17 protein-coding genes and 2 pseudogenes are annotated in these 24,869 nt (G+C 72.2%); 16 read left to right on the top strand and 3 right to left on the bottom strand.

Annotation, left to right across the window (positions count from 1 at the left end; translation table 11 throughout):
• Nucleotides 1-74 precede the first annotated feature (74 nt).
• The 6 genes and pseudogenes from ftsZ to ACFC0B_RS08980 all read left to right on the top strand — a co-directional run.
• Nucleotides 75-1,307, top strand: coding sequence for a cell division protein FtsZ (gene ftsZ, locus ACFC0B_RS09005; RefSeq protein WP_376084050.1), 1,233 nt, complete (start codon nt 75-77; stop codon nt 1,305-1,307).
• Entirely contained in the window at nt 1,304-2,035 is a 732-nt protein-coding gene (pgeF, locus tag ACFC0B_RS09000) for a peptidoglycan editing factor PgeF (protein WP_376084048.1), read from the top strand. Before ftsZ ends, pgeF begins: the two co-directional genes overlap by 4 nt.
• On the top strand, nt 2,035-2,841 hold the full coding sequence (locus ACFC0B_RS08995) for a YggS family pyridoxal phosphate-dependent enzyme (RefSeq protein WP_376084046.1): 807 nt from the start codon (nt 2,035-2,037) through the stop codon (nt 2,839-2,841). The genes pgeF and ACFC0B_RS08995 overlap by 1 nt, the downstream gene beginning before the upstream one ends.
• A gap of 227 nt (nt 2,842-3,068) precedes the next feature.
• Nucleotides 3,069-3,671 (top strand): cell division protein SepF, encoded by a 603-nt coding sequence (locus ACFC0B_RS08990; protein WP_350544118.1) that lies wholly within the window; start codon nt 3,069-3,071, stop codon nt 3,669-3,671.
• Between the two features lie 93 nt (nt 3,672-3,764).
• On the top strand, nt 3,765-4,046 hold the full coding sequence (locus tag ACFC0B_RS08985) for a YggT family protein (RefSeq protein ID WP_030301231.1): 282 nt from the start codon (nt 3,765-3,767) through the stop codon (nt 4,044-4,046).
• Nucleotides 4,047-4,105: 59 nt separating this feature from the next.
• Nucleotides 4,106-4,228 (top strand): annotated as a pseudogene (locus ACFC0B_RS08980) (DivIVA domain-containing protein); the annotation flags it as partial.
• Nucleotides 4,229-5,061: 833 nt separating this feature from the next.
• Here the strand turns inward: ACFC0B_RS08980 and ileS are convergent.
• Entirely contained in the window at nt 5,062-8,469 is a 3,408-nt protein-coding gene (gene ileS / locus ACFC0B_RS08975; RefSeq protein WP_376084044.1) for an isoleucine--tRNA ligase, read from the bottom strand.
• A gap of 580 nt (nt 8,470-9,049) precedes the next feature.
• On the opposite strand from ileS, the gene ACFC0B_RS08970 reads away from it, so the two are divergent.
• The 6 genes from ACFC0B_RS08970 (at nt 9,050) to ACFC0B_RS08945 (ending at nt 15,690) form a co-directional block, all read left to right on the top strand.
• Nucleotides 9,050-9,568 (top strand): TraR/DksA family transcriptional regulator, encoded by a 519-nt coding sequence (locus ACFC0B_RS08970; protein ID WP_376084042.1) that lies wholly within the window; start codon nt 9,050-9,052, stop codon nt 9,566-9,568.
• 82 nt (nt 9,569-9,650) lie between these two features.
• Nucleotides 9,651-10,415: a signal peptidase II gene (gene lspA, locus ACFC0B_RS08965; protein WP_376084040.1), complete on the top strand. Its 765-nt coding sequence runs from the start codon at nt 9,651-9,653 to the stop codon at nt 10,413-10,415.
• A 64-nt stretch (nt 10,416-10,479) separates the two neighbouring features.
• Nucleotides 10,480-11,418, top strand: a complete 939-nt coding sequence (locus tag ACFC0B_RS08960) for an RluA family pseudouridine synthase (protein ID WP_376084038.1) — start codon at nt 10,480-10,482, stop codon at nt 11,416-11,418.
• 11 nt (nt 11,419-11,429) lie between these two features.
• The gene (locus tag ACFC0B_RS08955; protein ID WP_376084036.1) at nt 11,430-11,906 is read left to right on the top strand and encodes a GNAT family N-acetyltransferase; all 477 of its coding nucleotides are present in this window, start codon (nt 11,430-11,432) and stop codon (nt 11,904-11,906) included.
• A gap of 77 nt (nt 11,907-11,983) precedes the next feature.
• Entirely contained in the window at nt 11,984-14,827 is a 2,844-nt protein-coding gene (locus tag ACFC0B_RS08950) for an alpha/beta fold hydrolase (protein ID WP_376084034.1), read from the top strand.
• Entirely contained in the window at nt 14,824-15,690 is an 867-nt protein-coding gene (locus ACFC0B_RS08945; protein WP_376084033.1) for an ABC transporter permease, read from the top strand. Before ACFC0B_RS08950 ends, ACFC0B_RS08945 begins: the two co-directional genes overlap by 4 nt.
• Nucleotides 15,691-15,763: 73 nt before the next feature.
• Here ACFC0B_RS08945 and ACFC0B_RS08940 read toward each other — a convergent pair whose 3' ends face one another.
• Entirely contained in the window at nt 15,764-17,398 is a 1,635-nt protein-coding gene (locus ACFC0B_RS08940) for an alkaline phosphatase D family protein (protein ID WP_376084385.1), read from the bottom strand.
• A gap of 151 nt (nt 17,399-17,549) precedes the next feature.
• On the opposite strand from ACFC0B_RS08940, the gene ACFC0B_RS08935 reads away from it, so the two are divergent.
• The 3 genes and pseudogenes from ACFC0B_RS08935 (at nt 17,550) to ACFC0B_RS08925 (ending at nt 19,760) form a co-directional block, all read left to right on the top strand.
• Nucleotides 17,550-18,167, top strand: coding sequence for a dienelactone hydrolase family protein (locus ACFC0B_RS08935; RefSeq protein ID WP_376084031.1), 618 nt, complete (start codon nt 17,550-17,552; stop codon nt 18,165-18,167).
• 25 nt (nt 18,168-18,192) lie between these two features.
• Nucleotides 18,193-18,723 (top strand): annotated as a pseudogene (locus tag ACFC0B_RS08930) (GNAT family N-acetyltransferase); the annotation flags it as partial.
• Nucleotides 18,724-19,088: 365 nt separating this feature from the next.
• Nucleotides 19,089-19,760, top strand: coding sequence for a hypothetical protein (locus ACFC0B_RS08925; RefSeq protein WP_376084029.1), 672 nt, complete (start codon nt 19,089-19,091; stop codon nt 19,758-19,760).
• On the opposite strand, the gene ACFC0B_RS08920 is transcribed toward ACFC0B_RS08925, so the two are convergent.
• The gene (locus ACFC0B_RS08920) at nt 19,757-21,085 is read right to left on the bottom strand and encodes a DUF2252 domain-containing protein (protein ID WP_376084027.1); all 1,329 of its coding nucleotides are present in this window, start codon (nt 21,083-21,085) and stop codon (nt 19,757-19,759) included. The two genes, ACFC0B_RS08925 and ACFC0B_RS08920, sit on opposite strands and share 4 nt — an antisense overlap.
• 188 nt (nt 21,086-21,273) lie before the next feature.
• Here ACFC0B_RS08920 and dnaE point away from each other — a divergent pair, with 188 nt between their 5' ends.
• On the top strand, nt 21,274-24,819 hold the full coding sequence (dnaE, locus tag ACFC0B_RS08915; protein WP_376084025.1) for a DNA polymerase III subunit alpha: 3,546 nt from the start codon (nt 21,274-21,276) through the stop codon (nt 24,817-24,819).
• Nucleotides 24,820-24,869 lie beyond the last annotated feature (50 nt).

Below are 24,869 nucleotides of genomic sequence, written 5' to 3'. Positions count from 1 at the left end.
CCATCGACATCCGTCGGTTCGGCCCGCACCGGGCCTCGGGCCGACCCGGAAATTCGAGGCGAGAGGCCTTCGACGTGGCAGCACCGCAGAACTACCTCGCAGTCATCAAGGTCGTCGGTATCGGCGGCGGTGGTGTCAACGCCATCAACCGGATGATCGAGGTCGGTCTCAAGGGCGTCGAGTTCATCGCGATCAACACCGATGCGCAGGCCCTCCTCATGAGCGACGCCGACGTCAAGCTCGATGTGGGCCGTGAACTCACCCGGGGCCTCGGCGCCGGCGCCAACCCCGAGGTCGGCCGGAAGGCCGCCGAGGACCACCGCGAGGAGATCGAGGAGGTCCTCAAGGGGGCCGACATGGTCTTCGTCACCGCCGGCGAGGGCGGCGGCACCGGCACGGGCGGCGCTCCGGTGGTCGCCAACATCGCCCGCTCGCTGGGCGCGCTCACCATCGGCGTGGTCACCCGTCCGTTCACCTTCGAGGGCCGGCGGCGTGCCAACCAGGCCGAGGACGGCATCGCCGCCCTGCGCGAAGAGGTCGACACCCTCATCGTGATCCCCAATGACCGACTGCTGTCCATCTCCGACCGCCAGGTCAGCGTGCTGGACGCGTTCCGCTCGGCCGACCAGGTCCTGCTCTCCGGTGTCCAGGGCATCACCGACCTGATCACCACCCCCGGTCTGATCAACCTCGACTTCGCCGACGTCAAGTCGGTCATGTCGGACGCCGGTTCGGCGCTCATGGGCATCGGCTCGGCCCGCGGCGAGGACCGCGCCAAGGCCGCCGCGGTGATGGCGATCTCCTCGCCGCTGCTGGAGGCCTCGATCGACGGCGCCCGCGGCGTGCTGCTCTCCATCTCCGGCGGCTCCGACCTCGGTCTGTTCGAGATCAACGAGTCCGCCCAGCTGGTCAGCGAGGCGGCCCACCCCGAGGCCAACATCATCTTCGGTGCCGTCATCGACGACGCCCTCGGCGACGAGGTCCGGGTCACCGTCATCGCGGCCGGCTTCGACGGCGGTCAGCCGCCGGCCATCGTCCGCGAGCCGGTGGTCAAGGCGAGCGCGGCCGCGGCCAACCCGCCGGCCTCCGCGTCCGGCGGCGCCCCCGAGCGCCCGGCCGGCCGGCCCTCGTACGGCGGCATCGGCTCGGTGACCTCCCGTCCGGAGGGCGACGCCGCCCCGGCCCGCCCGGCCGAGGCCCCGGCCACCGCGACCGCGGCCCCGGTGCCGCCGCAGGTGCAGCCGGTCCGCCAGCCGTTCGTGGAGAGCCCGGCCGAGGAACTCGACGTTCCGGACTTCCTTAAGTGATCGACCACGCGGTCCGCGACGGTGCTCACTTCGCCTCCACCACCCGGTGGGGCGGGGTGAGCACTTCGCCGTACGGGGAGCTGAACCTCGGCGGCGGCGTCGGGGACGACCCGGCGGCCGTCCGGGAGAACCGGGCGATCGCGGCCCGCGCGCTCGGCCTCGACCCGGCCGACGTGGTCTGGATGAACCAGGTGCACGGCGCGGACGTGGCCGTGGTGACGGAGCGGCAGCCGGCGGGGGAGGCCCCGACCGTCGACGCGGTGGTCACCGACCGGCCGCTGGCGCTGGCGGTGCTCACCGCCGACTGCACCCCGGTGCTGCTGGCCGACCCGGTCGCGGGCGTGGTCGGTGCCGCCCACGCCGGACGGCCCGGCCTCGCCGCCGGGGTGGTCCCGGCGGTGGTCCGGGCGATGTTGGAACTCGGTGCCGAACCCGGGCGGATCATCGCCGCCACCGGCCCCGCCGTCTGCGGCCGCTGCTACGAGGTGCCCGCACAGCTGCGCGCCGAGGTCGCCGACCGGGTGCCCGCCGCGTACGCGCGGACCTCCTGGGGGACCCCGGCGCTGGACGTGCCGGGGGGAGTCGCGGCCCAGCTGGCCGCCGCGGGGGTCACCGGGCTGGTGCGCTCACCGGTCTGCACCCTCGAATCCGCCGATCACTACTCCTACCGCCGCGAGCAGCGCACGGGCCGGCTCGCGAGCTACGTCTGGTTGGGCTCTGAACACTGATGACGAATGACATCTACGGACCGTTCCCGGGCGGCTCCGATCGGTTTCCGGACAAGGACTGGCTGGACGCGCTGACGGAGGGGCAGCGCGCCCGCTACGAGGAACTGGGCACCAACCTGGAGGTCGTCGAGCGCCGGATCGCCGACGCCTGCGCCGCCGCCGGGCGGGCGCGCGACGAGGTCCGGCTGATCGTGGTCACCAAGACCTACCCCGCCGAGGACACCGCGCTGCTGGCCGGGCTGGGCGTCACCGACGTCGCGGAGAACCGCGACCAGGACGCCGCGCCCAAGGCGGAGCAGTGCAGAAACCTTCCGCTGGCCTGGCACTTCGTCGGGCAGCTGCAGACCAACAAGGTCCGCTCGGTCGTCCGCTACGCCGACCACGTCCACTCGGTGGACCGGCCGCGGCTGGTGGAGTCGCTCGGCGCGGCGGTGCGCAAGGCCGAGCGCGCCGACCTCGGCTGCCTGGTGCAGATCGCGCTGGACAAGGAGCACGGAGAGGGCGAGCACCGGGCCGGGGTCGCCCCGGCGGACGTCGCGGCGCTGACCGACGCGATCGCCGACACGCCCGGGCTGCGCCTGGACGGTGTGATGACGGTCGCTCCGCTCGCCGGGCCGCTGGCCGGCGACCCGGCCGCGGCCTTCGATCGGCTGGCGGAAATCGCAACCGCCGTACGGACCGCCCATCCGGCTGCCACCATGGTGTCGGCAGGGATGAGCGGTGACCTTGAGCAGGCCATTGCCGCCGGAGCGACACATGTGCGCGTCGGAACGGCGGTACTCGGAGTGCGGTCACCCCTCGGGTAACGTCACCGGGTAGTAGATCAGACTGCAGGACAAAATAGGACAGAAGCTAGCAGCTTATCTGAGCGCTAGCCAACCGTGGATCGCAGCTCCGCGGCCCTCATCCACGAACTTTGATCGGCCGTCGGCCTGACGAAGCGTCGTGGGCGGACCGCGGAATCCGCAGGCGGGGCCGCACGGCCCGGCCGCCGGGACGGAGCCGGTCCACCACAAGCGGAGGAGACAGGAGCATGGCCGGCGCGATGCGCAAGATGGCGGTCTACCTCGGCCTCGTGGAGGACGAGACGTACGACGGCCAGGGGTACGACCCCGATGACGACTACGACGCGGACCCCGAGCCGATCCGGACCGGGCGGACCGAGGACATCCCCCGGCCGGCCGCGCCGGCGCCCGCGCCGGTCTCCTCGATCACCCCGCAGCCGGTGCCGGCCGCCGTCCCGATCCGCCAGGAGACCCCGAGGATGGCCCCAGTGTCGTCCATCACACCCGAACGCCGCCACAACCTGGAGAAGAGCGCCCCGGTGATCATGCCCAAGGTCGTGAACGAACGAGAGCCCTACCGCATCACCACGCTGCACCCGAGGACCTACAACGAGGCCCGTACCATCGGCGAACAGTTCCGTGGCGGCACCCCCGTGATCATGAATCTCACGGAGATGGACGACACCGACGCGAAGCGGCTCGTAGACTTCGCGGCTGGACTCGTCTTCGGTCTGCACGGCAGTATCGAGCGCGTGACGCAGAAGGTGTTCCTGCTGTCGCCTGCTAACGTCGATGTCACGGCGGAGGACAAGGCTCGGATCGCCGAGGGTGGGTTCTTCAACCAGAGCTGACCCGGCCACGACTTTACGTGTGGATCTGATCGACAGTGAGTTAGCAACAGGAGAGCGGCCCCCGGGGCCGAGAACAGGGGAGAGGGAAGCGCGATGGAGATCGTGTGGGCAGTGCTCTACTACGCACTGACCGTCTTCCTGGTGTTCCTGCTCGTGCGGTTGGTGATGGACTGGGTGTTCCAGTTCGCACGTTCGTGGCGGCCGGGCAAGGCCATGGTCCTGGTCCTGGAGGCCACGTACACTGTCACGGATCCGCCGCTCAAGCTTCTGCGGCGGTTCATTCCGCCGCTGCGTCTCGGGGGCGTGGCGCTCGACCTGTCCTTCTTCGTACTGATGATCATTGTGTATGTCCTGATCTCGCTTGTGCGGCCCTAGTCGTAGGTGAGCGATGCGACAGGATGCCGGTGTGCCGACGATCACGTTGAGGTGAAGAGATGCCATTGACCCCCGAGGACGTTCGGAACAAGCAGTTCACGACCGTCCGCCTGCGCGAAGGCTATGACGAGGACGAGGTCGATGCCTTCCTCGACGAGGTCGAGGCGGAGCTGACCCGTCTCCTCCGCGAGAACGAGGACCTGCGCGCCAAGCTGGCCGCGGCGACCCGGGCCGCCGCGCAGAACCAGGCCAACATGCGCAAGGAGCCGCCGCAGGACGCCCGTCCCGGCGCCCCCGTGCCGGCCGCCATATCCGGCCCGCCGGTCCCTGGCCAGCAGGGCGGCCCCGGTGGCCCGCAGCAGATGGGCCCGGGTGGTCCGCAGCAGCAGATGGGTCCCGGCCCGCAGCAGCAGCAGATGGGCAACCAGCCGCTCGGCCTGCCGTCCGGCGCCCCGCAGCTCCCCGCCAGCCAGGGCGGTCCGATGGGCGGCCCCGGCGGCCCGCAGCAGCAGATGGGCCAGACCATGGGCGGCCAGCAGCAGCTGGTCCAGCCGATGGGCGGTCAGATGCTCCAGCCGATGGGCGGCCCCGGCGGCCCGCAGGGCATGGGCAACCCCATGGGCCAGGGCATGGGCCAGCAGCAGATGCAGCAGATGGGCGGCCCCATGGGCGGCCCGCAGCAGCAGATGGGCGGCCCGCTCGGCGCCCCGATGCAGCAACAGCAGCAGGGTCCCGGTGGCGACAGCGCCGCCCGCGTCCTGGCGCTCGCCCAGCAGACCGCCGACCAGGCGATCTCCGAGGCGCGCTCCGAGGCCAACAAGATCGTCGGCGAGGCCCGCAGCCGCGCCGAGGGTCTGGAGCGGGACGCCCGCGCCAAGGCCGACGCGCTGGAGCGGGACGCCCAGGAGAAGCACCGGGTCGCGATGGGCTCGCTGGAGTCCGCCCGCGCCACGCTGGAGCGCAAGGTCGAGGACCTGCGGGCGTTCGAGCGTGAGTACCGGACGCGCCTGAAGTCCTACCTGGAGACCCAGCTGCGCCAGCTGGAGTCGCAGGCGGACGACTCGCTCGCCCCGCCGCGGATCCCGGCCACCGCGTCGCTGCCGCCGGCCGCGTCGTCGATGGCTCCGGCCGGTGCGAGCGCGATGAGCAGCCCGTCGCCGAGCTTCGGCGGCAGCCAGCCGGCGTTCGGCGGGAACCAGCCCTCCTTCGGCGGGCAGAGCTCCTTCGGCGGGAACTCGGGTGGGCAGGGCTTCGGCGGGCAGCCCTCGGGTGGCAACTCGGGTGCGCCGCAGATGCAGCCGGCCGGGATGACCCAGCCGATGGCGGCCGTGCGTCCGCAGCCGCCGCAGCCGATGCAGCAGGCGCCGGCGGCGAAGTCGGTGGCGAGGACCTCCTCGGCGACGAGGGCGCCGTGCTCGGCGATGGCCTCCGCGGTCTCGTCGCTGGTGGCCCGCCAGCGCAGGACGATGCGGTCGGCGACGTCCAGGCCGGAGTTCTTGCGGGCCTCCTGGATCTGGCGGATCGCGTCGCGGGCGATGCCGAGGCGCTTGAGCTCGGGGGTGATCGCCAGGTCGAGGGCGACGGTGGCGCCGGACTCGTTGGCGACGGCCCAGCCCTCGCGCGGGGTCTCCGTGATGATCACCTCGTCGGGGGAGAGGGCGACGGTCTCGCCGTCCAGCTCGACGGAGGTGGTGCCCCGGGCCCGCAGTTCGGCGGCGAGCTCGGCGGCGTCCGCGGCGGCGACCGCCTTGGCGACGTCCTGCACGCCCTTGCCGAAGCGCTTGCCCAGCGCGCGGAAGTTGGCCTTGGCGGTGGTGTCGACCAGCGAGCCGCCGACCTGGGCGAGCGACTCCAGGGTGGAGACGTTGAGCTCCTCGGCGATCTGCGCGCGCAGATCGGCGGGCAGCTCGTCCCAGCCCTGGGCGGCGACCAGCGCGCGGGACAGCGGCTGACGGGTCTTCACCCCGGACTCGGCGCGGGTGGCCCGGCCCAGTTCGACCAGGCGGCGGACCAGTGCCATGTGCCGGGAGAGGTCGGCGTCGACCAGCGACTCGTCCGCCTCCGGCCAGTCGGCCAGGTGGACCGAGGCCGGCGCGTCCGGGACGACCGGGACGACCAGGTCCTGCCAGACCCGCTCGGTGATGAACGGGGTGAGCGGGGCCATCAGCCGGGTGACGGTCTCCAGCGCCTCGTGCAGGGTGGCGAGCGCGGCGGCGTCGCCCTGCCAGAAGCGGCGGCGGCCGCGGCGCACGTACCAGTTGGAGAGGTCGTCGACGAAGCCGGAGAGCAGCTTGCCGGCGCGCTGGGTGTCGTACGCCTCGAAGGCCGCGTCGACCTCGCGGACCAGGGTGTTCAGCTCGGAGAGCACCCAGCGGTCCAGCTGCGGGCGGTCGGCCGGGGCCGGGTCGGCCGCGGACGGCGCCCAGCCGGAGGTGCGGGCGTAGAGGGCCTGGAAGGCGACGGTGTTCCAGTAGGTGAGGAGGGTCTTGCGGACCACCTCCTGGATGGTGCCGTGGCCGACCCGGCGGGCCGACCAGGGCGAGCCGCCGGCGGCCATGAACCAGCGGACGGCGTCGGCGCCGTGCTGGTCCATCAGCGGGATCGGCTGCAGGATGTTGCCCAGGTGCTTGGACATCTTGCGGCCGTCCTCGGCCAGGATGTGGCCCAGGCAGACGACGTTCTCGTAGCTGTTCCGGTCGAACACCAGGGTGCCGACGGCCATCAGGGTGTAGAACCAGCCGCGGGTCTGGTCGATCGCCTCGGAGATGAACTGCGCCGGGTAGCGCTTCTCGAACAGCTCCTTGTTCTCGTACGGGTAGCCGTACTGCGCGAAGGGCATCGAGCCCGAGTCGTACCAGGCGTCGATGACCTCGGGCACCCGGGTCGCGGTGCCGCCGCAGTCACGGCAGGCGAAGGTGACCTCGTCGATGTACGGGCGGTGCGGGTCGAGGCCGCTCTGGTCGGTGCCGGTCAGCTCGCTCAGCTCGGCCAGCGAGCCGACGCAGGTGAGGTGGTTCTCCTCGCAGCGCCAGATCGGCAGCGGGGTGCCCCAGTAGCGGTTGCGGCTGAGCGCCCAGTCGATGTTGTTGTTCAGCCAGTCGCCGAAGCGGCCGTGCTTGACGTTCTCGGGGAACCAGTTGGTGGCCTCGTTCTCCCGGATCAGAGCGTCCTTGACCGCGGTGGTGCGGATGTACCAGGACGGCTGCGCGTAGTAGAGCAGCGCGGTGTGGCAGCGCCAGCAGTGCGGGTAGCTGTGCTCGTACGGCAGGTGGCGGAAGAGCAGGTCGCGGGCCTGGAGGTCCTTGACCAGGGCCTCGTCGGCCTTCTTGAAGAACTGGCCGCCGACCAGCGGGACCTCGGGGGCGAAGGTGCCGTCGGCCAGCACCGGGTTGACCACCGGCAGGCCGTACTTGCGGCAGGTCGCGAGGTCGTCGGCGCCGAAGGCGGGCGACTGGTGGACGATGCCGGTGCCGTCCTCGGTGGTGACGTACTCGGCGTTGAGGACGTAGTGCGCGTTCTCGATCTCGACCAGGTCGAACGGGCGGCGGTAGGCCCAGCGCTCCATCTCGGCGCCGGTGAAGGACTCGCCGGTCGGCTCCCAGCCCTCGCCGAGGGCCTTGGCCAGCAGCGGCTCGGCGACCACCAGCTGCTCGGTGCCGTCGGTGGCCACCACGTAGGTGACCTCGGGGTGCACGGCGGCGGCGGTGTTGGAGACCAGGGTCCACGGGGTGGTGGTCCACACCAGCAGGGCGGCCCGGCCGGCCAGCGGGCCGCCGGTCAGCGGGAAGCGGACGAAGACCGAGGGGTCGACGACGGTCTCGTAGCCCTGGGCCAGCTCGTGGTCGGAGAGGCCGGTGCCGCAGCGCGGGCACCAGGGGGCGACCCGGTGGTCCTGGACCAGCAGGCCCTTGTCGAAGATCTGCTGGAGCGACCACCAGACGGACTGCACGTAGGACGGGTCCATGGTGCGGTAGGCCTGGTCCAGGTCGACCCAGTAGCCCATCCGGGTGGTGAGCTCGGCGAACGCGTCGGTGTGGCGGGTCACCGACGCGCGGCACTTGGCGTTGAACTCCGCGATGCCGTACGCCTCGATGTCCTGCTTGCCGGAGAAGCCCAGCTCCTTCTCGACGGCCAGTTCGACCGGGAGGCCGTGGCAGTCCCAGCCGGCCTTGCGGGCGACGTGGTAGCCCTTCATGGTCCGGTAGCGCGGGAAGACGTCCTTGAAGACGCGGGCCTCGATGTGGTGGGCGCCGGGCATGCCGTTGGCGGTCGGCGGGCCCTCGTAGAAGACCCACTCCGGGCGGCCCTCGGACTGCTCCAGGCTGCGCTGGAACACCTTGTTGTCCTGCCAGAAGGAGAGGATCTGGTGTTCGAGGGCGGGCAGGTCCACCTGGGCGGGGACGGGGTTGTATGAGCTGGCCATCGCGGGCGTCTACCTCCGGCGGATGCGTGGACGGGATCCGACGGAGGGACGAGACGGCGCGCCGTCCCGCGGTACCACCCTCCTTGGCCGCGGTACTGGCTGCGGCCCTCTTGTTTGGGCTTGCTGCCGGGTCTAGCGGGCCGGCGACCGAGGTCGCGGACCGTTCTTCCGGCGGCTCCGGGGTGATCTTCGCGCCGTGCACACCCCCGGGCTCGCACCGTCCCCGGGTCGCTGGTGGCTGCGTACTGCGGTACTCGTCCCCATCTGCGCCTTGCAGGCCCAGTGTATCGGCCGTCGCAAGTCGGTTTCGGCGCGCCGGGGCCGGGGGCACAACTCTGTTCGGCGTGCTGGGCGTGGCGCCTGTGACGTCTGCCCGGGTGGGATCATTGTGGGGCGCCGGTATGTCATGTTGTGACCGTTTTTGATCGGGATTATCGTTCCGGCACTGGAGGCCGCCGGGAACCGGCGGCTCGATTCGTTCGTAGATGGGGTCGAAGCCATGGCTGAGAAGGCAACCGGCGCGGGTACCGCCACCAAGCGGGCACGCAAGGCCGTGGCAGGCGACCCAGGGGAGGGGACCGTGACCACTACCGCACGGCGAAAGAACAGCACCGATACCGCCCTCGTGGCCCCGGGCCGCACCCGCACCCCGGCCGCGGCCGGGAGCACCGCCCGGTCCGCCGGCGGCGCCGAGTCGGTCGACCCGGCCGACCTCCCGGTCCGGCCCGGCGAGGACCCGTGGACCTCCGAGGAGGTGCACGAGCTGCACGCGGAGCTGATCGGCGAGCTGGACCGGCTCCAGCGCGAGATCGACGCGGCCGAGGCGGCGATCACCGGTCTGATGCGCGACTCCAACGACGGAGCCGGCGACGACCAGGTGGACGCCGGTACGAAGAACATCTCGCGGGAGAGCGAGCTGGCGCTGGCCAACAACGCCCGCGACAGCCTGGCCCAGACCGAGCACGCGCTGGCCCGGCTGGAGGGCGTCGGCTTCGGCACCTGCGAGTCCTGCGGCCAGGCCATCGGCAAGGCGCGGATGCAGGCCTTCCCGCGGGCGACGCTCTGCGTCCAGTGCAAGGCGAAGCAGGAACGCCGCTGACGGCTCCCGGGCTACCGACCGGGGCGACGCGGGGGGTCGGGCTTGCCGTAGGCTCGACCCCGTAACGTCGCCCGATCCCTCGGTGGATCGGGATTTCCACCGGCCCTCGGCCCCCCACGTCACGGCAGCGGAGCGGATCATCAGTACGCAAGGTTCCCCCCAGACCCGGGACGAGTCCGTCCCGACGCCCGCCGGCGACGCGGCCGGGGCCCCGGCCGACGGGAAGACGCCCGCCGCCGAGCCGGAGGCTCCCGCGCAGCCGGAGGCTCCCGTGCAGACCGAGGAACCGGCCCCGACCGGGGAGGCCGCGCCGGCCGAGGCGCCCACGGGGCCCCGGCGGGTCGGCGTGCTGCTGGTCGTCGCCCTGCTCGCCTTCCTGATCGACTTCGGCAGCAAGCTGCTGGTCGTGGCCCGGCTGGAGAACCACGCGGCGATCAAGGTGATCGGCGACGTGGTGACCTTCCAGGTGATCCGCAACTCCGGCGCCGCCTTCGGCATGGGGCAGGCGCTGACCGTCGTCTTCACCATGATCGCCTCGGCCGTCATCGTGGTGATCTGGCGGATCGCCCGGCGGCTGTACAGCCTGCCCTGGGCGATCGCGCTGGGCCTGCTGCTCGGCGGGGCGCTCGGCAACCTCACCGACCGGCTGTTCCGCTCGCCCGGCGTCTTCCGCGGGCACGTGGTGGACTTCATCTCGGTCCAGCACTTCGCGGTCTTCAACCTCGCCGACTCGGCGATCGTCTGCGGCGGCATCCTCGTCGTCCTGCTCTCCTTCCGCGGCAGCAACCCGGACGGCACCGTGCACCAGCAGGCGGACAAGGCCGACAAGGCCGACAAGGCCGAGTAGCGCCCGCACCCGCCCGGGACGGGAGCGGACGGCGGGGCGGCGTGCGTCCGGCATACTCGTACGGGTGAGTACCGCAGCGCAGATCCGCAGCCTCCCCGTTCCCGACGGCCTGGAGGGCGAACGCCTCGACGCCGCCCTGGCCCGGATGTTCGGCTTCTCCCGGACCAAGGCCGCCGAGCTGGCCGCCGACGGGAAGGTGACGCTCGACGGCGCCGTCGCCGGCAAGTCGGACCGGGTCACCGCCGGCTCCTGGCTGGAGGTCGAGATCCCGGCGCCCGCCGCGCCGGTGCAGATCGTCGCCGAGCCGGTCGACGGCATGCGCATCGTCCACGACGACGAGGACATCGTGCTCGTCGACAAGCCGGTCGGCGTCGCCGCGCACCCCAGCCCCGGCTGGACCGGCCCCACCGTGATCGGCGGGCTCGCCGCGGCCGGCTACCGGATCTCCACCTCGGGTGCCGCCGAGCGCCAGGGCATCGTGCACCGGCTCGACGTCGGCACCTCCGGGCTGATGGTGGTCGCCAAGTCGGAGCGCGCCTACACCGACCTCAAGCGGCAGTTCCACGACCGGGTGACCGAGAAGAAGTACCACACGCTGGTCCAGGGCCACCCGGACCCGCTCAGCGGCACCGTCGACGCGCCGATCGGCCGGCACCCCAGCGCCGACTGGAAGTGGGCGGTCACCCGGGAGGGCAAGCCGTCGGTCACCCACTACGACCTCATCGAGGCCTACCGGGCCGCCTCGCTGCTGGACATCAAGCTGGAGACCGGCCGCACCCACCAGATCCGCGTCCACATGTCCGCGCTGCGCCACCCCTGCGTCGGCGACCTCACCTACGGCGCCGACCCGACGCTCGCCAAGCGGCTGGGCCTGACCCGGCAGTGGCTGCACGCGGTGTCGCTCGGGTTCGAGCACCCGGCGGACGGCGAGTGGGTCCAGTTCTCCAGCGAGTACCCCGCAGACCTGCGGAAGGCGCTGGACATCATCGCCTCGGAGAGCTGAGGAGCACGGGGATGGCGGCGACGATCCGGGTGGCGCGGGGAGAGGCCGACCTCGCGCTGGTGCACGGTGTCCGGCGGGACGTCTTCATCGTCGAGCAGGGGATCGCCGAGGAGGAGGAGTGGGACGACCTCGACCCCACCTCGGAGCACCTGCTGGCGCTCGGTCCGGACGGCCGGCCGCTCGGGACCGCGCGGCTGATCTTCGGGGAGCAGGCGCTGAAGATCACCGGCGGGATCGAGGGGCGGGTGCTGCTCGGGCGGCTCGCGGTGCTGAGGACGGCCCGGGGGACCGGGCTCGGCGCGGACCTGGTCCGGGCGGTGGAGGCCGCGGGGCTGGCGCGCGGGGCGCGCGAGGTGGAGCTGCACGCGCAGGTGCAGGCGCTCGGGTTCTACGAGCGCCTGGGCTACGCGGCCGAGGGGCCGGTGTACGACGACGCCGGCATCCCGCACCGGACGATGACCCGGGTGCTGCGGGCCGGGGTGTCGTAGGCCGCGGCGCCGCGGGCCCTTGCGGGGGCCGGTGATTTTATCGGACGCCTACTCCGGTGGCGGCTACGATCACCGCCATGGAGCTCGGAGGGGCATGGCGCCGGTGGCGAGGCCGTGGGACGGCCGCCGGACGGAGACTGGTGGCCAGCGCGGTCGCCCTGGTGGCCGTGGCCGGGGTGGGGACGGTGGCCGTCGCGGCCGGCGGTGAGCAGTCCGTCCGCCAGGAGGACCGTTTCCTCGCGATGCCCGAGACGCCCGGCAGCGCGCAGGTCGTCCAGCTGGACACGTCCTTCTTCACCACCGGCGACAGCCCGCGCCCGGCCGTGCTGCTCGGGCACGGCTTCGGCGGCTCCAAGGAGGGCGAGCGGGAGCGCGCCCAGGAGCTCGCCCGGCGGGGGTACGCGGTGCTGACCTGGTCGGCGCGCGGCTTCGGGCGCTCCGGCGGGCAGATCGGGTTGAACGCGCCGGACCGCGAGGTCGAGGACGTCAAGCACCTGGTCGACTGGCTGGCGCAGCGCCCCGACGTGCGGCTGGACGGCCCCGGCGACCCCCGGGTGGGGATCACCGGGGCCTCGTACGGCGGCGCGGTGGCGCTGCTCGGCTCGGCCCACGACAGCCGGATCGACGCCGTCGCCAGCGCGATCACCTGGTGGAACCTGGCCGACGCGCTGTTCCCGCAGGGGGTGCAGGGCTCCGGCGCGGCCGACGGCGTGTTCAAGAAGCTGTGGGCCGGGATCTTCTTCACCACCGGTTCGGTGGGCGAGCTCGGACCGTCCGGCGGTGCGGCGCGGCCGGCCATGGCGCCCGAGCAGGGCGCCGGGAAGGTCGGCTGCGGCCGGTTCCTGGACGAGCTGTGCCGGATGTACGACCGGGTGGCGACCTCCGGGCACGCCGATCCGGAGGCCGTCGCGCTGCTCGACCGCTCCAGCCCGTCCTCGGTCGCCGCGCAGCTGAAGGCGCCCACACTGGTGGTCCAGGGCCAGCAGGACTCGCTGTTCCCGCTGGACCAGGGCGACGCGATCGCCCGGGCGGTGGCCGCCAACGGCGCCCCGGTGGCGGTGGACTGGTTCGCCGGCGGGCACGACGGCGCGACCGACACCAGCGACCGGGTGGACGCCCGGGTGGCGGAGTGGTTCGACCGGTTCCTGAAGAGTGACGGCGTGAAGAGCGACGGCTCGACGGGCGACGGCGGCGGTGTCCCCGGTCCGGCGTTCCGGGTGACCCGGACCGGCGGGGTCGACTCGACGGGCTTCCAGGCGGTGCTGCGCGGAGCGACCGCGGACGCCTACCCGGGCCTCGGCGGCACCGGCTCGCGGCAGGTCGAGCTGAAGGCGCCCAGCGGCGAGCCCGAGCAGGCCTTCGCCAACCCGGCCGGCGGCTCGCCGCCCAACATCTCCGCGCTGCCGGGCTTCGGCGGTGCGCTCAGCCAGGCGTCCTCGCTGGGCGCCGGGATCTCGCTGGACTTCCCCGGGCAGTTCGCCGCCTTCGAGTCGGCGCCGCTGGACGGCTCGGTGCACCTGACCGGACAGCCGACCGTGCCGGTCAGGGTGCGGGCGGACCGGCCGGACGCGGTGCTCTTCGCCAAGCTGTACGACGTCGCCCCGGACGGCAAGCAGAGCCTGCCGCAGCAGTTGTCCGCACCGCTGCGGGTGACCGGCGCGGACGCGCCCCAGGGGAGGAGCGTCACGGTGGCGCTGCCCACCCTCGACCACACCTTCGACGCCGGGCACCGGCTGCGGCTGGTGCTCGCCTCGACCGACCTGGCCTACGCCTCGCCCGTCGAGCCCGCCACCTACCGGGCGGCCGTCACCGGACCGGTGACCCTGCCGACCGTGGACGGGCTGGTCACCGAGGCGGCGCCGCTGCCGTCCCGGACCTGGGTGCTGCCGCTGGTGGCGCTCGCGCTGGCCGCCGCGCTGGTGCTGGTGCCGCGGCTGCGTGCGGCCCGGTCCGCGCGCCGGGCGCACGGGCCGGCGTTCGACCCGGAGCTGGCCGGGGTACCGCTGCAGATCACCGGCCTGAGCAAGCGCTACAAGGGCGCCGCCGACCGGTACGCCGTCCGCGACCTGGGCTTCCGGGTGGAGCAGGGCCAGGTGCTCGGCCTGCTCGGGCCCAACGGCGCGGGCAAGACCACCACGCTGCGGATGCTGATGGGCCTGATCCGGCCGGACGCCGGCGAGATCCGGATCTTCGGCCACCGGGTGCGGCCCGGCGCGCCGGTGCTCTCCCGGGTCGGCGCCTTCGTCGAGGGCGCGGGCTTCCTGCCGCACCTCACCGGGCGGGCCAACCTGCGGCTCTACTGGCAGGCCACCGGCCGCCCGGAGGCGGACGCGCACCTGGAGGAGGCGCTGGCCATCGCCGGGCTCGGCGAGGCGCTGGACCGGGCGGTGCGCACCTACTCGCAGGGCATGCGGCAGCGCCTGGCGATCGCCCAGGCCATGCTCGGCCTGCCGGACCTGCTGATCCTCGACGAGCCGACCAACGGCCTCGACCCGCCGCAGATCCGCGAGATGCGCGAGGTGATGATCCGGTACGCGGCGGCCGGGCGGACCGTCATCGTCTCCAGCCACCTGCTGTCCGAGGTCGAGCAGAGCTGCACCGACCTGGTGGTGATGGACCGGGGCCGGCTGGTCACCACGGGCGCGGTCGCGGAGATCGTCGGCGCGGGCGCGCAGCTGCTGATCGGCACCGACGCCTCGTTCGGGGCGGCGGACCTGGCGGCGGCGGCCGACAAGGTGGCCGCGCTGGACGGGGTCGGTTCGGCCGAGGCCGTGGAGGGCGGGCTGCTCGTCCGGCTGGACGGCATGGCGGGCAGCCAGCTGCTCGCCGAGCTGGTGCGGCTCGGGGTGCCGGTGGAGTCGGCCGGGCCGCAGCGCCGGCTGGAGGACGCGTTCCTGTCGCTGATCGGAGGTGCGGCGTGAGCGCCGTGATTGCTGACGCGTCGGCCGACCACGCGGCCGGCTACCGGGCCGGGCGGACGCTGCCGTTCCGGGTCGAGGTGGTCCGGCAGCTGCGGCGGCGCCGGACGCTGGTGGTCGGCGGGGTGCTGGCCGCGATGCCGCTGCTCGTCCTGGCGGCGTTCGCGGTCGCGGGCACCCCCGGGCGGACCGACCGGACCACCTTCATCGAGCTCGCCACCGCCTCCGGGCCGAACTTCGCGGCGACCATGCTGTTCATGGGCACCGGCTTCCTGCTGGTGATCCCGGTCGCGCTGTTCTGCGGCGACACGGTGGCCTCGGAGGCCAGCTGGTCCTCGCTGCGCTACCTGCTGGCCGCGCCGGTGCCGCGGGCGCGGCTGCTGGTGCGCAAGTTCCTGGTGGGTCTGCTCTTCTCGGCGGTGGCCGTGACGCTGCTGCCGCTGGTCGGACTGGCGGTCGGCACCGCGGCGTACGGCTGGGGGGACCTCCAGCTGCCCGCCGGGGCGAGCCTGACCGCCGGGCAGGCGCTGCCCCGGTTGGCGGTCGCGGTGGTGTTCGTCCTCCTGAGCGAGATCGTGGTCGCCGCGGCGGCGTTCTGGCTCTCCACCGCCACGGACGCGCCGCTGGGGGCGGTCGGCGGGGCGGTGTTCGCCTCGATCGTCACCGGGGTGCTGGACGCCATCACGGCACTCGGGGACCTGCGGGCCTGGTTGCCGGCGCACTGGCAGTACGCGTGGGCGGACGCCCTGCAGCCGCGGGTGGAGTGGGGCGGCATGGTGCAGGGCGTCTCGCTGTCGCTGTCCTACGCGGTGGTGCTGCTGGCGCTCGCCTTCCGGGGGTTCACCCGCAAGGACGTGGTGTCGTAGCGCCGTCTCCCGTGAGGGCGGGGGCCCCGCCCCCCCGGGGGTGGCCGGAGGGCGGGGCCTGGTGCGGTGGTGGCTACTTGACGGGGGAGTGGACCCGCTCGACCTGCTGGGTGCCGGACCTGGTGCGGTAGGAACGCGTCCACTTGCTGGTGGCGTCCTTGCGGGTCCGGTCGGAGAGGATGTAGTAGTCCATCTGGGTCTGGGCCGGGGTGATCTCCAGGACGCCGTAGCCGTGCGAGTCCAGGTCGACCCACTTGATGTGCGGGTTGGCGGCCTTGACCGCGGCGGCGGCGACCAGCGAGAGGGTCTGCGGCGCGACCTTCAGCACGTCGTCGATGTTGTCCGAGGTGACCGAGGTGACCACGAACTCGGTGGCGGCGCTGCCCGACAGCGGGTAGGTCGCGGCCTCGTTCGGGACGTCCGAGGCCCAGGCCGAGTGGATGTCGCCGGTGAGGAAGACGGTGTTGGTGATGCCGTTCGCCTTGAGGTGGCCGAGCAGCTCGCGGCGGTCGTGGGTGTAGCCGTCCCACTGGTCGGTGTTGATCGCCAGGCCCTCGCCGGGCAGGCCGAGCAGCTTGGCCAGCGGGCGCAGCAGGTAGTCCGGCAGCGAGAAGAGCGCGACCGGGGAGATCATCACCTCGTTGCCGATCAGGCGCCAGGCGGTGTCGGAGGCGGAGAGGCCGGACTTCAGCCAGTCCATCTGGGCGCGGCCGGTGATGGTGCGGTCGGCCGAGTCGACCTCGCCGTTGCCGACCTTGACCTGCTGGGAGCGGAACGAGCGCTGGTCCATCAGGTGCAGGTCGGCGAGCTTGCCGTAGCGCAGGCGGCGGTAGGTGGTGCCGGCGATGGAGGGGCGGACCGGCATCCACTCGAAGTAGGCCTGCTTGGCGCCGGCGACCCGGGCCGCCCAGTCGCCCTCGGTGCCCGGGGTGTGGTTCTCGGCGCCGCCGGACCAGGCGTCGTTGGCGAACTCGTGGTCGTCCCAGATCGCGATGGTCGGGACCTGGGCGTGCAGCGCCTGGAGGTCCTCGTCCGTCTTGTACCGGCCGTGGCGGGTGCGGTAGTCGGCGAGGGTGAGGATCTCGTGGGCGGGCGCGTGCGGGCGGACCACGGAGCCGGCGGCGCAGAACTCGCCGGTCTTGTACTCGTAGATGTAGTCGCCGAGGAAGAGGAAGGCGTCGAGGTCGCCGCGGGCCGCCAGGTGGCGGTAGGCGGAGAAGTAGCCGGCCTCCCAGTTGGCGCAGGAGGCCACGCCGAAGCGGAGCCGGTCGAGGGCGGCGTCGGCGGCCGGGGTGGTGTGGGTGCGGCCGGCCGGGGAGGTGGTGGCGCCGGCGGTGAAGCGGTACCAGTAGGCGGTGTCCGGGGCGAGGCCGCGGACGTCCGCCTTGACGGTGTGGTCGGTGGCGGCGGAGGTGGTCACGGTGCCGCTCGCCGCGATCCGGGTGAAGCCCTTGTCGGCGGCGAGCTCCCAGCGGACCTCGGTGTCGGCGCCCAGGCCGGAGCCGGGGACGGCCTCGGGGGCCGGGGTGACGCGGGTCCAGAGCAGGATCCCGTCGGGCAGCGGGTCGCCCGAGGCGACGCCGTGCAGGAACTGCGGGGCGGTGGCGGCCTGGGCCGAGGCGCCGAGGGTGAGCGGCAGGGCGGCGGCTCCCGCCACGACGGCGGTGGCCTTGAGCACCTGGCGGCGGTGGGGGCGGGCGGCGGTCATGTCATTGACAAGGTCAGTCACGGCCGACAGGCTACCGGTGGGTAACGATGTGTTCCATAGGGTGAACTGACTGTTCGTCGCCGATTCACCGGTGCGTGACGTCCCGCCACTCCGCCGGGTGGGCGCGGTCACCTGGCGGCCATGCGCGATGATGGGACGGTCCCCGCCCGCTGCAAGGAAGTTCCCCGTGGCCCAGATCCTGCTCCTGCACTCCGCCTACGGCCTGCGCCCCGCCGTCCACGCCGCCGCCGACCGGCTGCGCGCCGCCGGGCACACCGTGCACACCCCCGACCTCTACGAGGGGCGCACCTTCGACGACGTCGAGGAGGGCATGGCGTACAAGGAGGAGCTGGGCAGCGACGAACTCCTGCGCCGGGCGGTCGGCGCGGCCGCCCCGCTGCTGGCCTCCGGCGACGCCCTGGTCTACGCCGGCTTCTCGCTCGGCGGCTCGCTCGCCCAGAACCTCGCCCTCGCCGACGAGAACGCGCGCGGCCTGCTCCTGCTGCACGGCACCTCCGACATCCGCGAGGACGCGGCCACCTCGATCCCCGTCCAGCTGCACGTCGCCGAGCCGGACCCGTTCGAGCCGGAGGACTGGCTGAACGCCTGGTACCTCAACATGCGCAGGGCCGGTGCCGACGTCGAGATCCACCGCTACCACGGCGCCGGCCACGTCTTCACCGACCCGGACCTGGCGGACTACGACGCCGAGGCCGCCGAGCGGACCTGGGCCGTCGCCCTGGACTTCCTCGCGGAGCTGGACGCGTAGAACGGGGGCGCCTACGGTGTCCGCCATGACCGAACCCGGCCCCGGCGCTTGGCCCCCTGCCCCGATCAGGACCGAGCGGCTGGTGCTCCGTGCGTCCGAGGCCCGGGACCGCGCGGCGTTCATCGAGCTGTTCGCCTCGCCGGAGGTGGGTGCGTACACCGGTGGCGCCCGACCGCGTGACGAGCTTGAGTGCATGGTGCCCGCGGTGCCGGGGCGGCGTCCCGGCCTCTTCGTGATCGAGCTCGACGGGGCGATGATCGGCACCGTCGAGCTCAACCGGCGGGCGGCGGAGCACCGGAGCCGGGTCCGTCCGGACACCGGGGAGGCCGAACTCGGCTACCTGTTCCTGCCGGAGGCATGGGGGTGCGGGTACGCCGCCGAGGCGTGCGAGGCGGTGCTCGGCTGGTACGCCGACGCGCTCCCCGGCGAGCCGGTGGTGCTCACCACCCAGACCGCCAACGACCGCTCGATACGCCTTGCGGCGAAGCTGGGGTTCACCGAGGTGCAGCGGTTCGAGGAGTGGGGCGCCGAGCAGTGGTTCGGCATGCGGCCGCCCAGCGGGCTGCACGGCTACCTCGCACGCCGCTGCGAGGACGTCGCCAAGGTGGGCTTCACCTGCCACGACGGGCGGGAGTTCCTCGGCTGGATCGCGGAGGTCGCCGAGGACCGCGTCCTGTTGACCTGGGCACCCGGCCCCCTCGACGACCGCGACCCCGACGACGAGTGGCTCCCCCTCACCGCCCTCCGCCCCGAAACCGCGGCCCACTACGACGCCTCCACCCCGGGCTGGGTCCCCTACCCGGGCTGAGCGAGCGTGGGAAGTCGGTGGGGCCGACTTCCCACGCCGGCGGGGAAGCGGTCGAGGAGGGCGCGGGAAGGTGGTCTGCGCCTTGGTGGACCTGGGCGGGGGAGGATGGGGGTGTGACGAGGATGAGTGACGGGCGGTATGCGCCGGCGGGGTCGTTGATCGGGATGGTGCAGCGGGGGCGGGGGCTGGGGGCGCGGATGGTGGCGGAGGATCCGCGGGGGACGGCCGAGGTGGTGGCGGGGTGCTTGCGGTGGGACTGGCGGTGGGACGACGCCGATCAGCGGGCGGTGTACCTGGCGCGGTTGGTGCGGGATGCCGGGGTGCGGGTGGAGACGGCGGGGGAGGCCGAGGTGGGGCGGCGGCACGAGGACGGCGTCGAGGCGGAGGGGGACGTCGAGGCGTTGGTGGGGCGGCTGGAGCGGGAGTGGGTGGAGCGGCGCTGGTGCGGGCCGGTGCGCACGGCGCGGGCTCTGGCGGGGTTCGGGGGCGAGGCCGGGGGTGCGGTGTCGTTGCTGCGGCGGTTCTGGTTGTGGACGCCGCATTCGCATGAGCGCGTGGGGTATCTGGAGGCGTTGGCCGCCATTGATCCCGCGGGGTTGGGCGGGATCTATGAGGAGTGTCTCTGGGACTGCGAGGAGGGCGCCCGGTTGCTGGGGGTGGAGCGGGCTCCGGACGGGGTGGAGATGAGGGAGAGGTTGAGGTATCTGGAGGGGGACGAGGTGGAGACGGCGGAGGTCAGGGCCGCCGCGCGGGAACGGTTGGCGGCCCTGACCGGGAAGGGCTAGAGGCCCGGGATGCGGTTGTTGCGGTAGAGGTCGACGAAGAGCTGGTGGTCGGCGCGGGCCCGGGCGCCGTAGGTGTGGGCGAAGTCGACGAGCATCGCCGTGAAGCCCGCCTCGTCGCGGGCTATCGCCTCGTGGATGGCGTGCTCGGTGGAGAACGGGACCAGGGTGTGGCCGCTGGAGGACTCGTCGGCGGCGGCGTGCATGGTGGCCGTCGCCCGGCCGAGGTACTCGGTGACCGCCAGGAGGTCGGGCAGCTCGTTGAGGTCGCGCCAGTCGAGGTCGGTGGCGTACGGGGACACCTCGGCGACCAGCTGGCCGCGGCCGCGCAGGGTGGTGTGGCCGAGCCAGGGGTCGCTGTGGGCCTGGAGGGCGCGCTGGGAGATCACCGTGCGGTGGCCCTCGTGCTCGAAGTAGCCGGCGATCGCGGGGTCGGTGACGTGGCGGGAGACGGCCGGGGTCTGGCCCTGCTTCATGTAGATGATCACGTCGTTCTCAAGGGCGTCGGTGTGGCCTTCGAGGAGGACGTTGTAGGAGGGGAGGCCGGCCGAGCCGATGCCGATGCCGCGGCGGCCGACCACGTCCTTCACCCGCAGGGCGGCCGGGCGCAGCCGGGAGGCGGGCGGCAGGGTGGCGAGGTACTCCTCGAAGGCGGCGAGGACCTCGGCCTTGGTGGGCTCGTCCAGTTCGATCGCCCCGCCGCCGAGGCGGAAGCGGCGGTCGTAGCCCTCGATCACGGTGTCGCCGTCCAGCAGGGAGACCCGGGTCCGGAGGCGGGCCCGCTGGAGGGTGGCCAGGATCGGCCCGTCGGCGGTGTCCAGGGTGTACGGGGCGGCGTCGCCGGAGGTGAGGTGGGAGGAGATCCGGTGGCGGTACGCGTCGGCGAAGGAGGTGACCAGTTCGGTGATGGTCGCGTCGGAGAGCGCTTTGGCGTAGCCGATCAGCGCGAGGGAGGCGGCGAGGCGCTGGACGTCCCAGGTGAAGGCGCCGACGTAGGCCTCGTCGAAGTCGTTGACGTTGAAGACGAGGCGGCCCTCGGCGTTGAGGTAGGTGCCGAAGTTCTCCGCGTGCAGGTCGCCGTGGATCCAGACCCGGCTGGTGCGCTCGTCGAGGAAGGGCTCGCCGAAGGAGGAGAACGGCGCGCTGGTGAGGTCCGCGTAGTAGAGGGCGGCGGTGCCCCGGTAGAACGCGAAGGCGGAGGCGGCCATCTTGCGGAACTTCACGCGGAAGGCCGCCGGGTCCTGGGCGAGCAGGTCGCCGAAGGCCGTGTCGAAGACTCCGAGTACGGTCTCGGCACGGTCGGTGACGGCGGGCTGTGAGTGGGACATGGGCGTTCCTTCGGGGCGCGGCGGGTGGCCGGGGACAGCTGTGTCCGGAGGCTAGAGTAGGAACGTGAACGTGTGAGTGCTGGTCCGGGCCCTGGTCGTGGCTCGGGCCGCATCTGTTTCCGGACACCCCTTGTGACCTGCGCGTTCGCCGGCCCACCTGTCTGCACCGAGTCTACGGAGGCCCCGCCTTGAGCGATCAGCCGTTCGCGCATCTGCACGTCCACACCGAGTACTCGATGCTGGACGGCGCCGCCCGGCTGAAGCAGATGTTCAAGGAGGTCGAACGGCTGGGGCAGACCCATGTCGCGATGACCGACCACGGCAACATGTACGGCGCGGCCGAGTTCCACAAGCAGGCCACCGCCGCCGGCATCACCCCGGTGATCGGCATCGAGGCGTACGTCGCCCCGGAGTCCCGCTCGAACACCAAGCGCATCCTGTGGGGCCAGCCGCACCAGAAGAAGGACGACGTCTCGGCGTCCGGTGCCTACACCCACAAGACCATCTGGGCCCGGAACAAGGAGGGCCTGCACAACCTCTTCAAGCTGACCTCGCGCTCGTACTCCGAGGGCTGGCTGGTCAAGTGGCCCCGGATGGACAAGGAGCTGATCTCCGACCTGTCCGGCGGCCTGATGGCCACCACCGGCTGCCCCTCCGGGGAGCTGCAGACCCGGCTGCGCCTGGGCCAGTTCGACGAGGCGCTGCGGTCGGCCGCCGAGTACCAGGAGATCTTCGGCAAGGAGAACTACTTCCTGGAGCTGATGGACCACGGCCTCGACATCGAGAAGCGGGTCCGCGACGGGCTGATCGAGATCGGGAAGAAGCTCGGCATCCCGCCGGTCGTCACCAACGACTCGCACTACACCACCGAGGCCGACGCCGGCGCCCACGACCTGCTGCTCTGCGTGCAGACCGGCAAGAACCTCTCCGACCCGGACCGCTTCCGGTTCGACGGCACCGGCTACTACATCAAGTCGGCCGCCGAGATGTACGCGCTGGACCAGTCGGACGCCTGGCAGGAGGGCTGCCGCAACAGCCAGCTGCTGGTGGCCTCGCGGGTCGACACCGAGGGCATGTTCCAGTTCCGCAACCTCATGCCGCGGTTCCCGATCCCGGAGGGCTTCGAGTCCGAGTCGGACTTCTTCAAGTCCAAGGTCTGGGAGGGCATGGACTGGCGCTTCCCGGACGGGTACGACGAGGAGCACAAGAAGCTCGCCGAGTACGAGATGGACACCATCATCCAGATGGGGTTCCCGGCGTACTTCCTCGTGGTCGCCGACTTCATCATGTGGGCGAAGAGCCAGGGCATCGCGGTGGGCCCGGGCCGTGGTTCGGCGGCCGGCTCGCTGGTCGCGTACGCCATGGGCATCACCGACCTCGACCCGATCCCGCACGGCCTGATCTTCGAGCGCTTCCTCAACCCCGAGCGCATCTCCATGCCCGATGTCGACATCGACTTCGACGAGCGCCGGCGCGGTGACGTGATCCGGTACGTGACGGAGAAGTGGGGATCCGACAAGGTCGCCATGATCGTCACCTACGGCACCATCAAGGCGAAGGCCGCCATCAAGGACTCCTCGCGCGTCCTCGGCTACCCGTACGCGATGGGCGACCGGATCACCAAGGCGATGCCGCCGGACGTCATGGGCAAGGGCATCCCGCTGTCCGGCATCACGGACAGCAGCCACCCGCGCTACAGCGAGGCCGGCGAGATCCGCGGGCTGTACGAGACCGACCCCGACGTGCGCAAGGTGATCGACACCGCGCGCGGCATCGAGGGCCTGATCCGCCAGCCCGGTGTGCACGCGGCCGGCGTCATCATGTCCGCCGAGCCGCTGACCGACCACATCCCGGTCTGGACCCGGCACACCGACGGCGTCACCATCACGCAGTTCGACTACCCCACCTGTGAGGGCCTCGGCCTTCTCAAGATGGACTTCCTCGGCCTGCGCAACCTGACGATCATGGACGACGCCGTCAAGGCGATCGAGAAGAACAAGGGCGTCAAGATCAATCTTCTTGAGCTGCCCCTGGACGACAAGCCGACCTACGAACTGCTGGCGCGCGGTGACACGCTCGGCGTCTTCCAGCTCGACGGCGGCCCCATGCGCTCGCTGCTGCGCCTGATGAAGCCCGACAACTTCGAGGACATTTCGGCGGTCCTGGCGCTCTACCGGCCGGGTCCGATGGGCGTCAACTCGCACACCAACTACGCGCTGCGCAAGAACGGGCAGCAGGAGATCACCCCGATCCACCCGGAGCTGGAGAAGCCCCTGGAGGAGGTGCTCCGGCCCACCTACGGCCTGATCGTCTACCAGGAGCAGGTGCAGAAGGCCGCGCAGATCCTGGCCGGCTACTCGCTCGGCCAGGCCGACCTGCTGCGCCGCGCCATGGGCAAGAAGAAGAAGGAGATCCTGGAGGCCGAGTTCGTCCCGTTCCAGAAGGGCTGCCGGGAGCGCGGCTACTCGGACGCGGCGATCCAGGCGGTCTGGGACGTCCTGGTCCCCTTCTCCGGCTACGCGTTCAACAAAGCGCACACGGCGGGCTACGGGCTCGTCTCCTACTGGACGGCGTACCTCAAGGCCAACTACCCGGCCGAGTACATGTCCGGCCTGCTGACCTCGGTGAAGGACGACAAGGACAAGTCGGCCGTCTACCTCAACGAGTGCCGCAAGATGGGCATCAACGTCCTGCCGCCGGACGTCAACGAGTCGGACGCGGACTTCACCCCGCACGGTGACACCACCGTCCGGTTCGGCCTGACCGCCATCCGCAACGTCGGCGGCCCGGTCGTCGAGTCGATGATCCGGACCCGGAAGACCAAGGGGAAGTTCTCCTCCTTCCCGGACTTCCTGGAGAAGGTGGAGTCGGTGGTCTGCAACAAGCGGACCGTCGAATCGCTGATCAAGGCCGGTTCCTTCGACTCGCTCGGGCACACCCGCAAGGGCCTCACCGCGCAGTTCGAGCCGATGATCGACAACGTCGTCGGCATCAAGCGCAAGGAGGCCGAGGGGCAGTTCGACCTCTTCGGCGGCGACGCGACGAGCGACGAGCCGAGCTTCGGGCTGGACGTGGTGTTCTCCGAGGACGAGTGGGAGAAGTCCTTCCTGCTCACCCAGGAGCGGGAGATGCTCGGCCTGTACGTCTCCTCGCACCCGCTGCACGGCATCGAGCACGTGCTCGCCGACAAGGCGGACTGCGCGGTCGCGGACCTCGCGGAGCGGCCGGACGGGACGATCGTCGTCATCGGCGGCATCATCTCGGGCCTCCAGCGGAAGATGACCAAGCAGGGCAACGCCTGGGCGATCGCGACCGTCGAGGACCTCGCGGGCTCGATCGACTGCATGTTCTTCCCGGCCAGCTACCAGCTGGTCTCCTCGCAGCTGGTCGAGGACGCGGTGGTGTTCGTCCGCGGCAAGCTGGACAAGCGGGAGGACGTGCCGCGGCTGATGGGCATGGAGCTGACGGTTCCGGACCTGTCGAACGCGCACGCCGACGCGCCGATCATCATCAACATCCCGACCGGGAAGGTGACGCCCCCGCTGGTGGCGCGGCTCGGCGAGGTGCTGAGCAGCCACCGGGGGACCACGGAGGTGCGGGTCCGGCTGGAGGCGCGGAGCAAGACGACGGTGCTGCGGCTCGACCGGCACCGGGTGAAGTCGGACCCGGCGCTGTTCGGGGACCTGAAGCAGCTGCTCGGCCCGAGCTGCCTCGCGGGCAACGGGGCCGGCTAGCGGATCCCCGCGGGGGCGCCCGTACCCGGCCTACGGCGGTCGGGTACGGG

The organism is Kitasatospora sp. NPDC056184 (assembly GCF_042268405.1).
Lineage (GTDB): Bacteria > Actinomycetota > Actinomycetes > Streptomycetales > Streptomycetaceae > Kitasatospora.
Note: the sequence above shows the minus strand (reverse complement) of the source record. Positions and strands in the feature narration are given on the sequence as shown.

Bases quoted from the DNA above. Each gene is read 5' to 3' on its own strand.
- ACFC0B_RS08995 (WP_376084046.1), top strand. From the start codon at position 2,035: ATGACGAATGACATCTACGGACCGTTCCCGGGCGGCTCCGATCGGTTT.
- ACFC0B_RS08990 (WP_350544118.1), top strand. From the start codon at position 3,069: ATGGCCGGCGCGATGCGCAAGATGGCGGTCTACCTCGGCCTCGTGGAG.
- ACFC0B_RS08985 (WP_030301231.1), top strand. From the start codon at position 3,765: ATGGAGATCGTGTGGGCAGTGCTCTACTACGCACTGACCGTCTTCCTG.
- ileS (WP_376084044.1), bottom strand. From the start codon at position 8,469: ATGGCCAGCTCATACAACCCCGTCCCCGCCCAGGTGGACCTGCCCGCC.
- ACFC0B_RS08955 (WP_376084036.1), top strand. From the start codon at position 11,430: ATGGCGGCGACGATCCGGGTGGCGCGGGGAGAGGCCGACCTCGCGCTG.
- ACFC0B_RS08950 (WP_376084034.1), top strand. From the start codon at position 11,984: ATGGAGCTCGGAGGGGCATGGCGCCGGTGGCGAGGCCGTGGGACGGCC.
- ACFC0B_RS08940 (WP_376084385.1), bottom strand. From the start codon at position 17,398: ATGACCGCCGCCCGCCCCCACCGCCGCCAGGTGCTCAAGGCCACCGCC.
- ACFC0B_RS08935 (WP_376084031.1), top strand. From the start codon at position 17,550: ATGGGACGGTCCCCGCCCGCTGCAAGGAAGTTCCCCGTGGCCCAGATC.
- ACFC0B_RS08920 (WP_376084027.1), bottom strand. From the start codon at position 21,085: ATGTCCCACTCACAGCCCGCCGTCACCGACCGTGCCGAGACCGTACTC.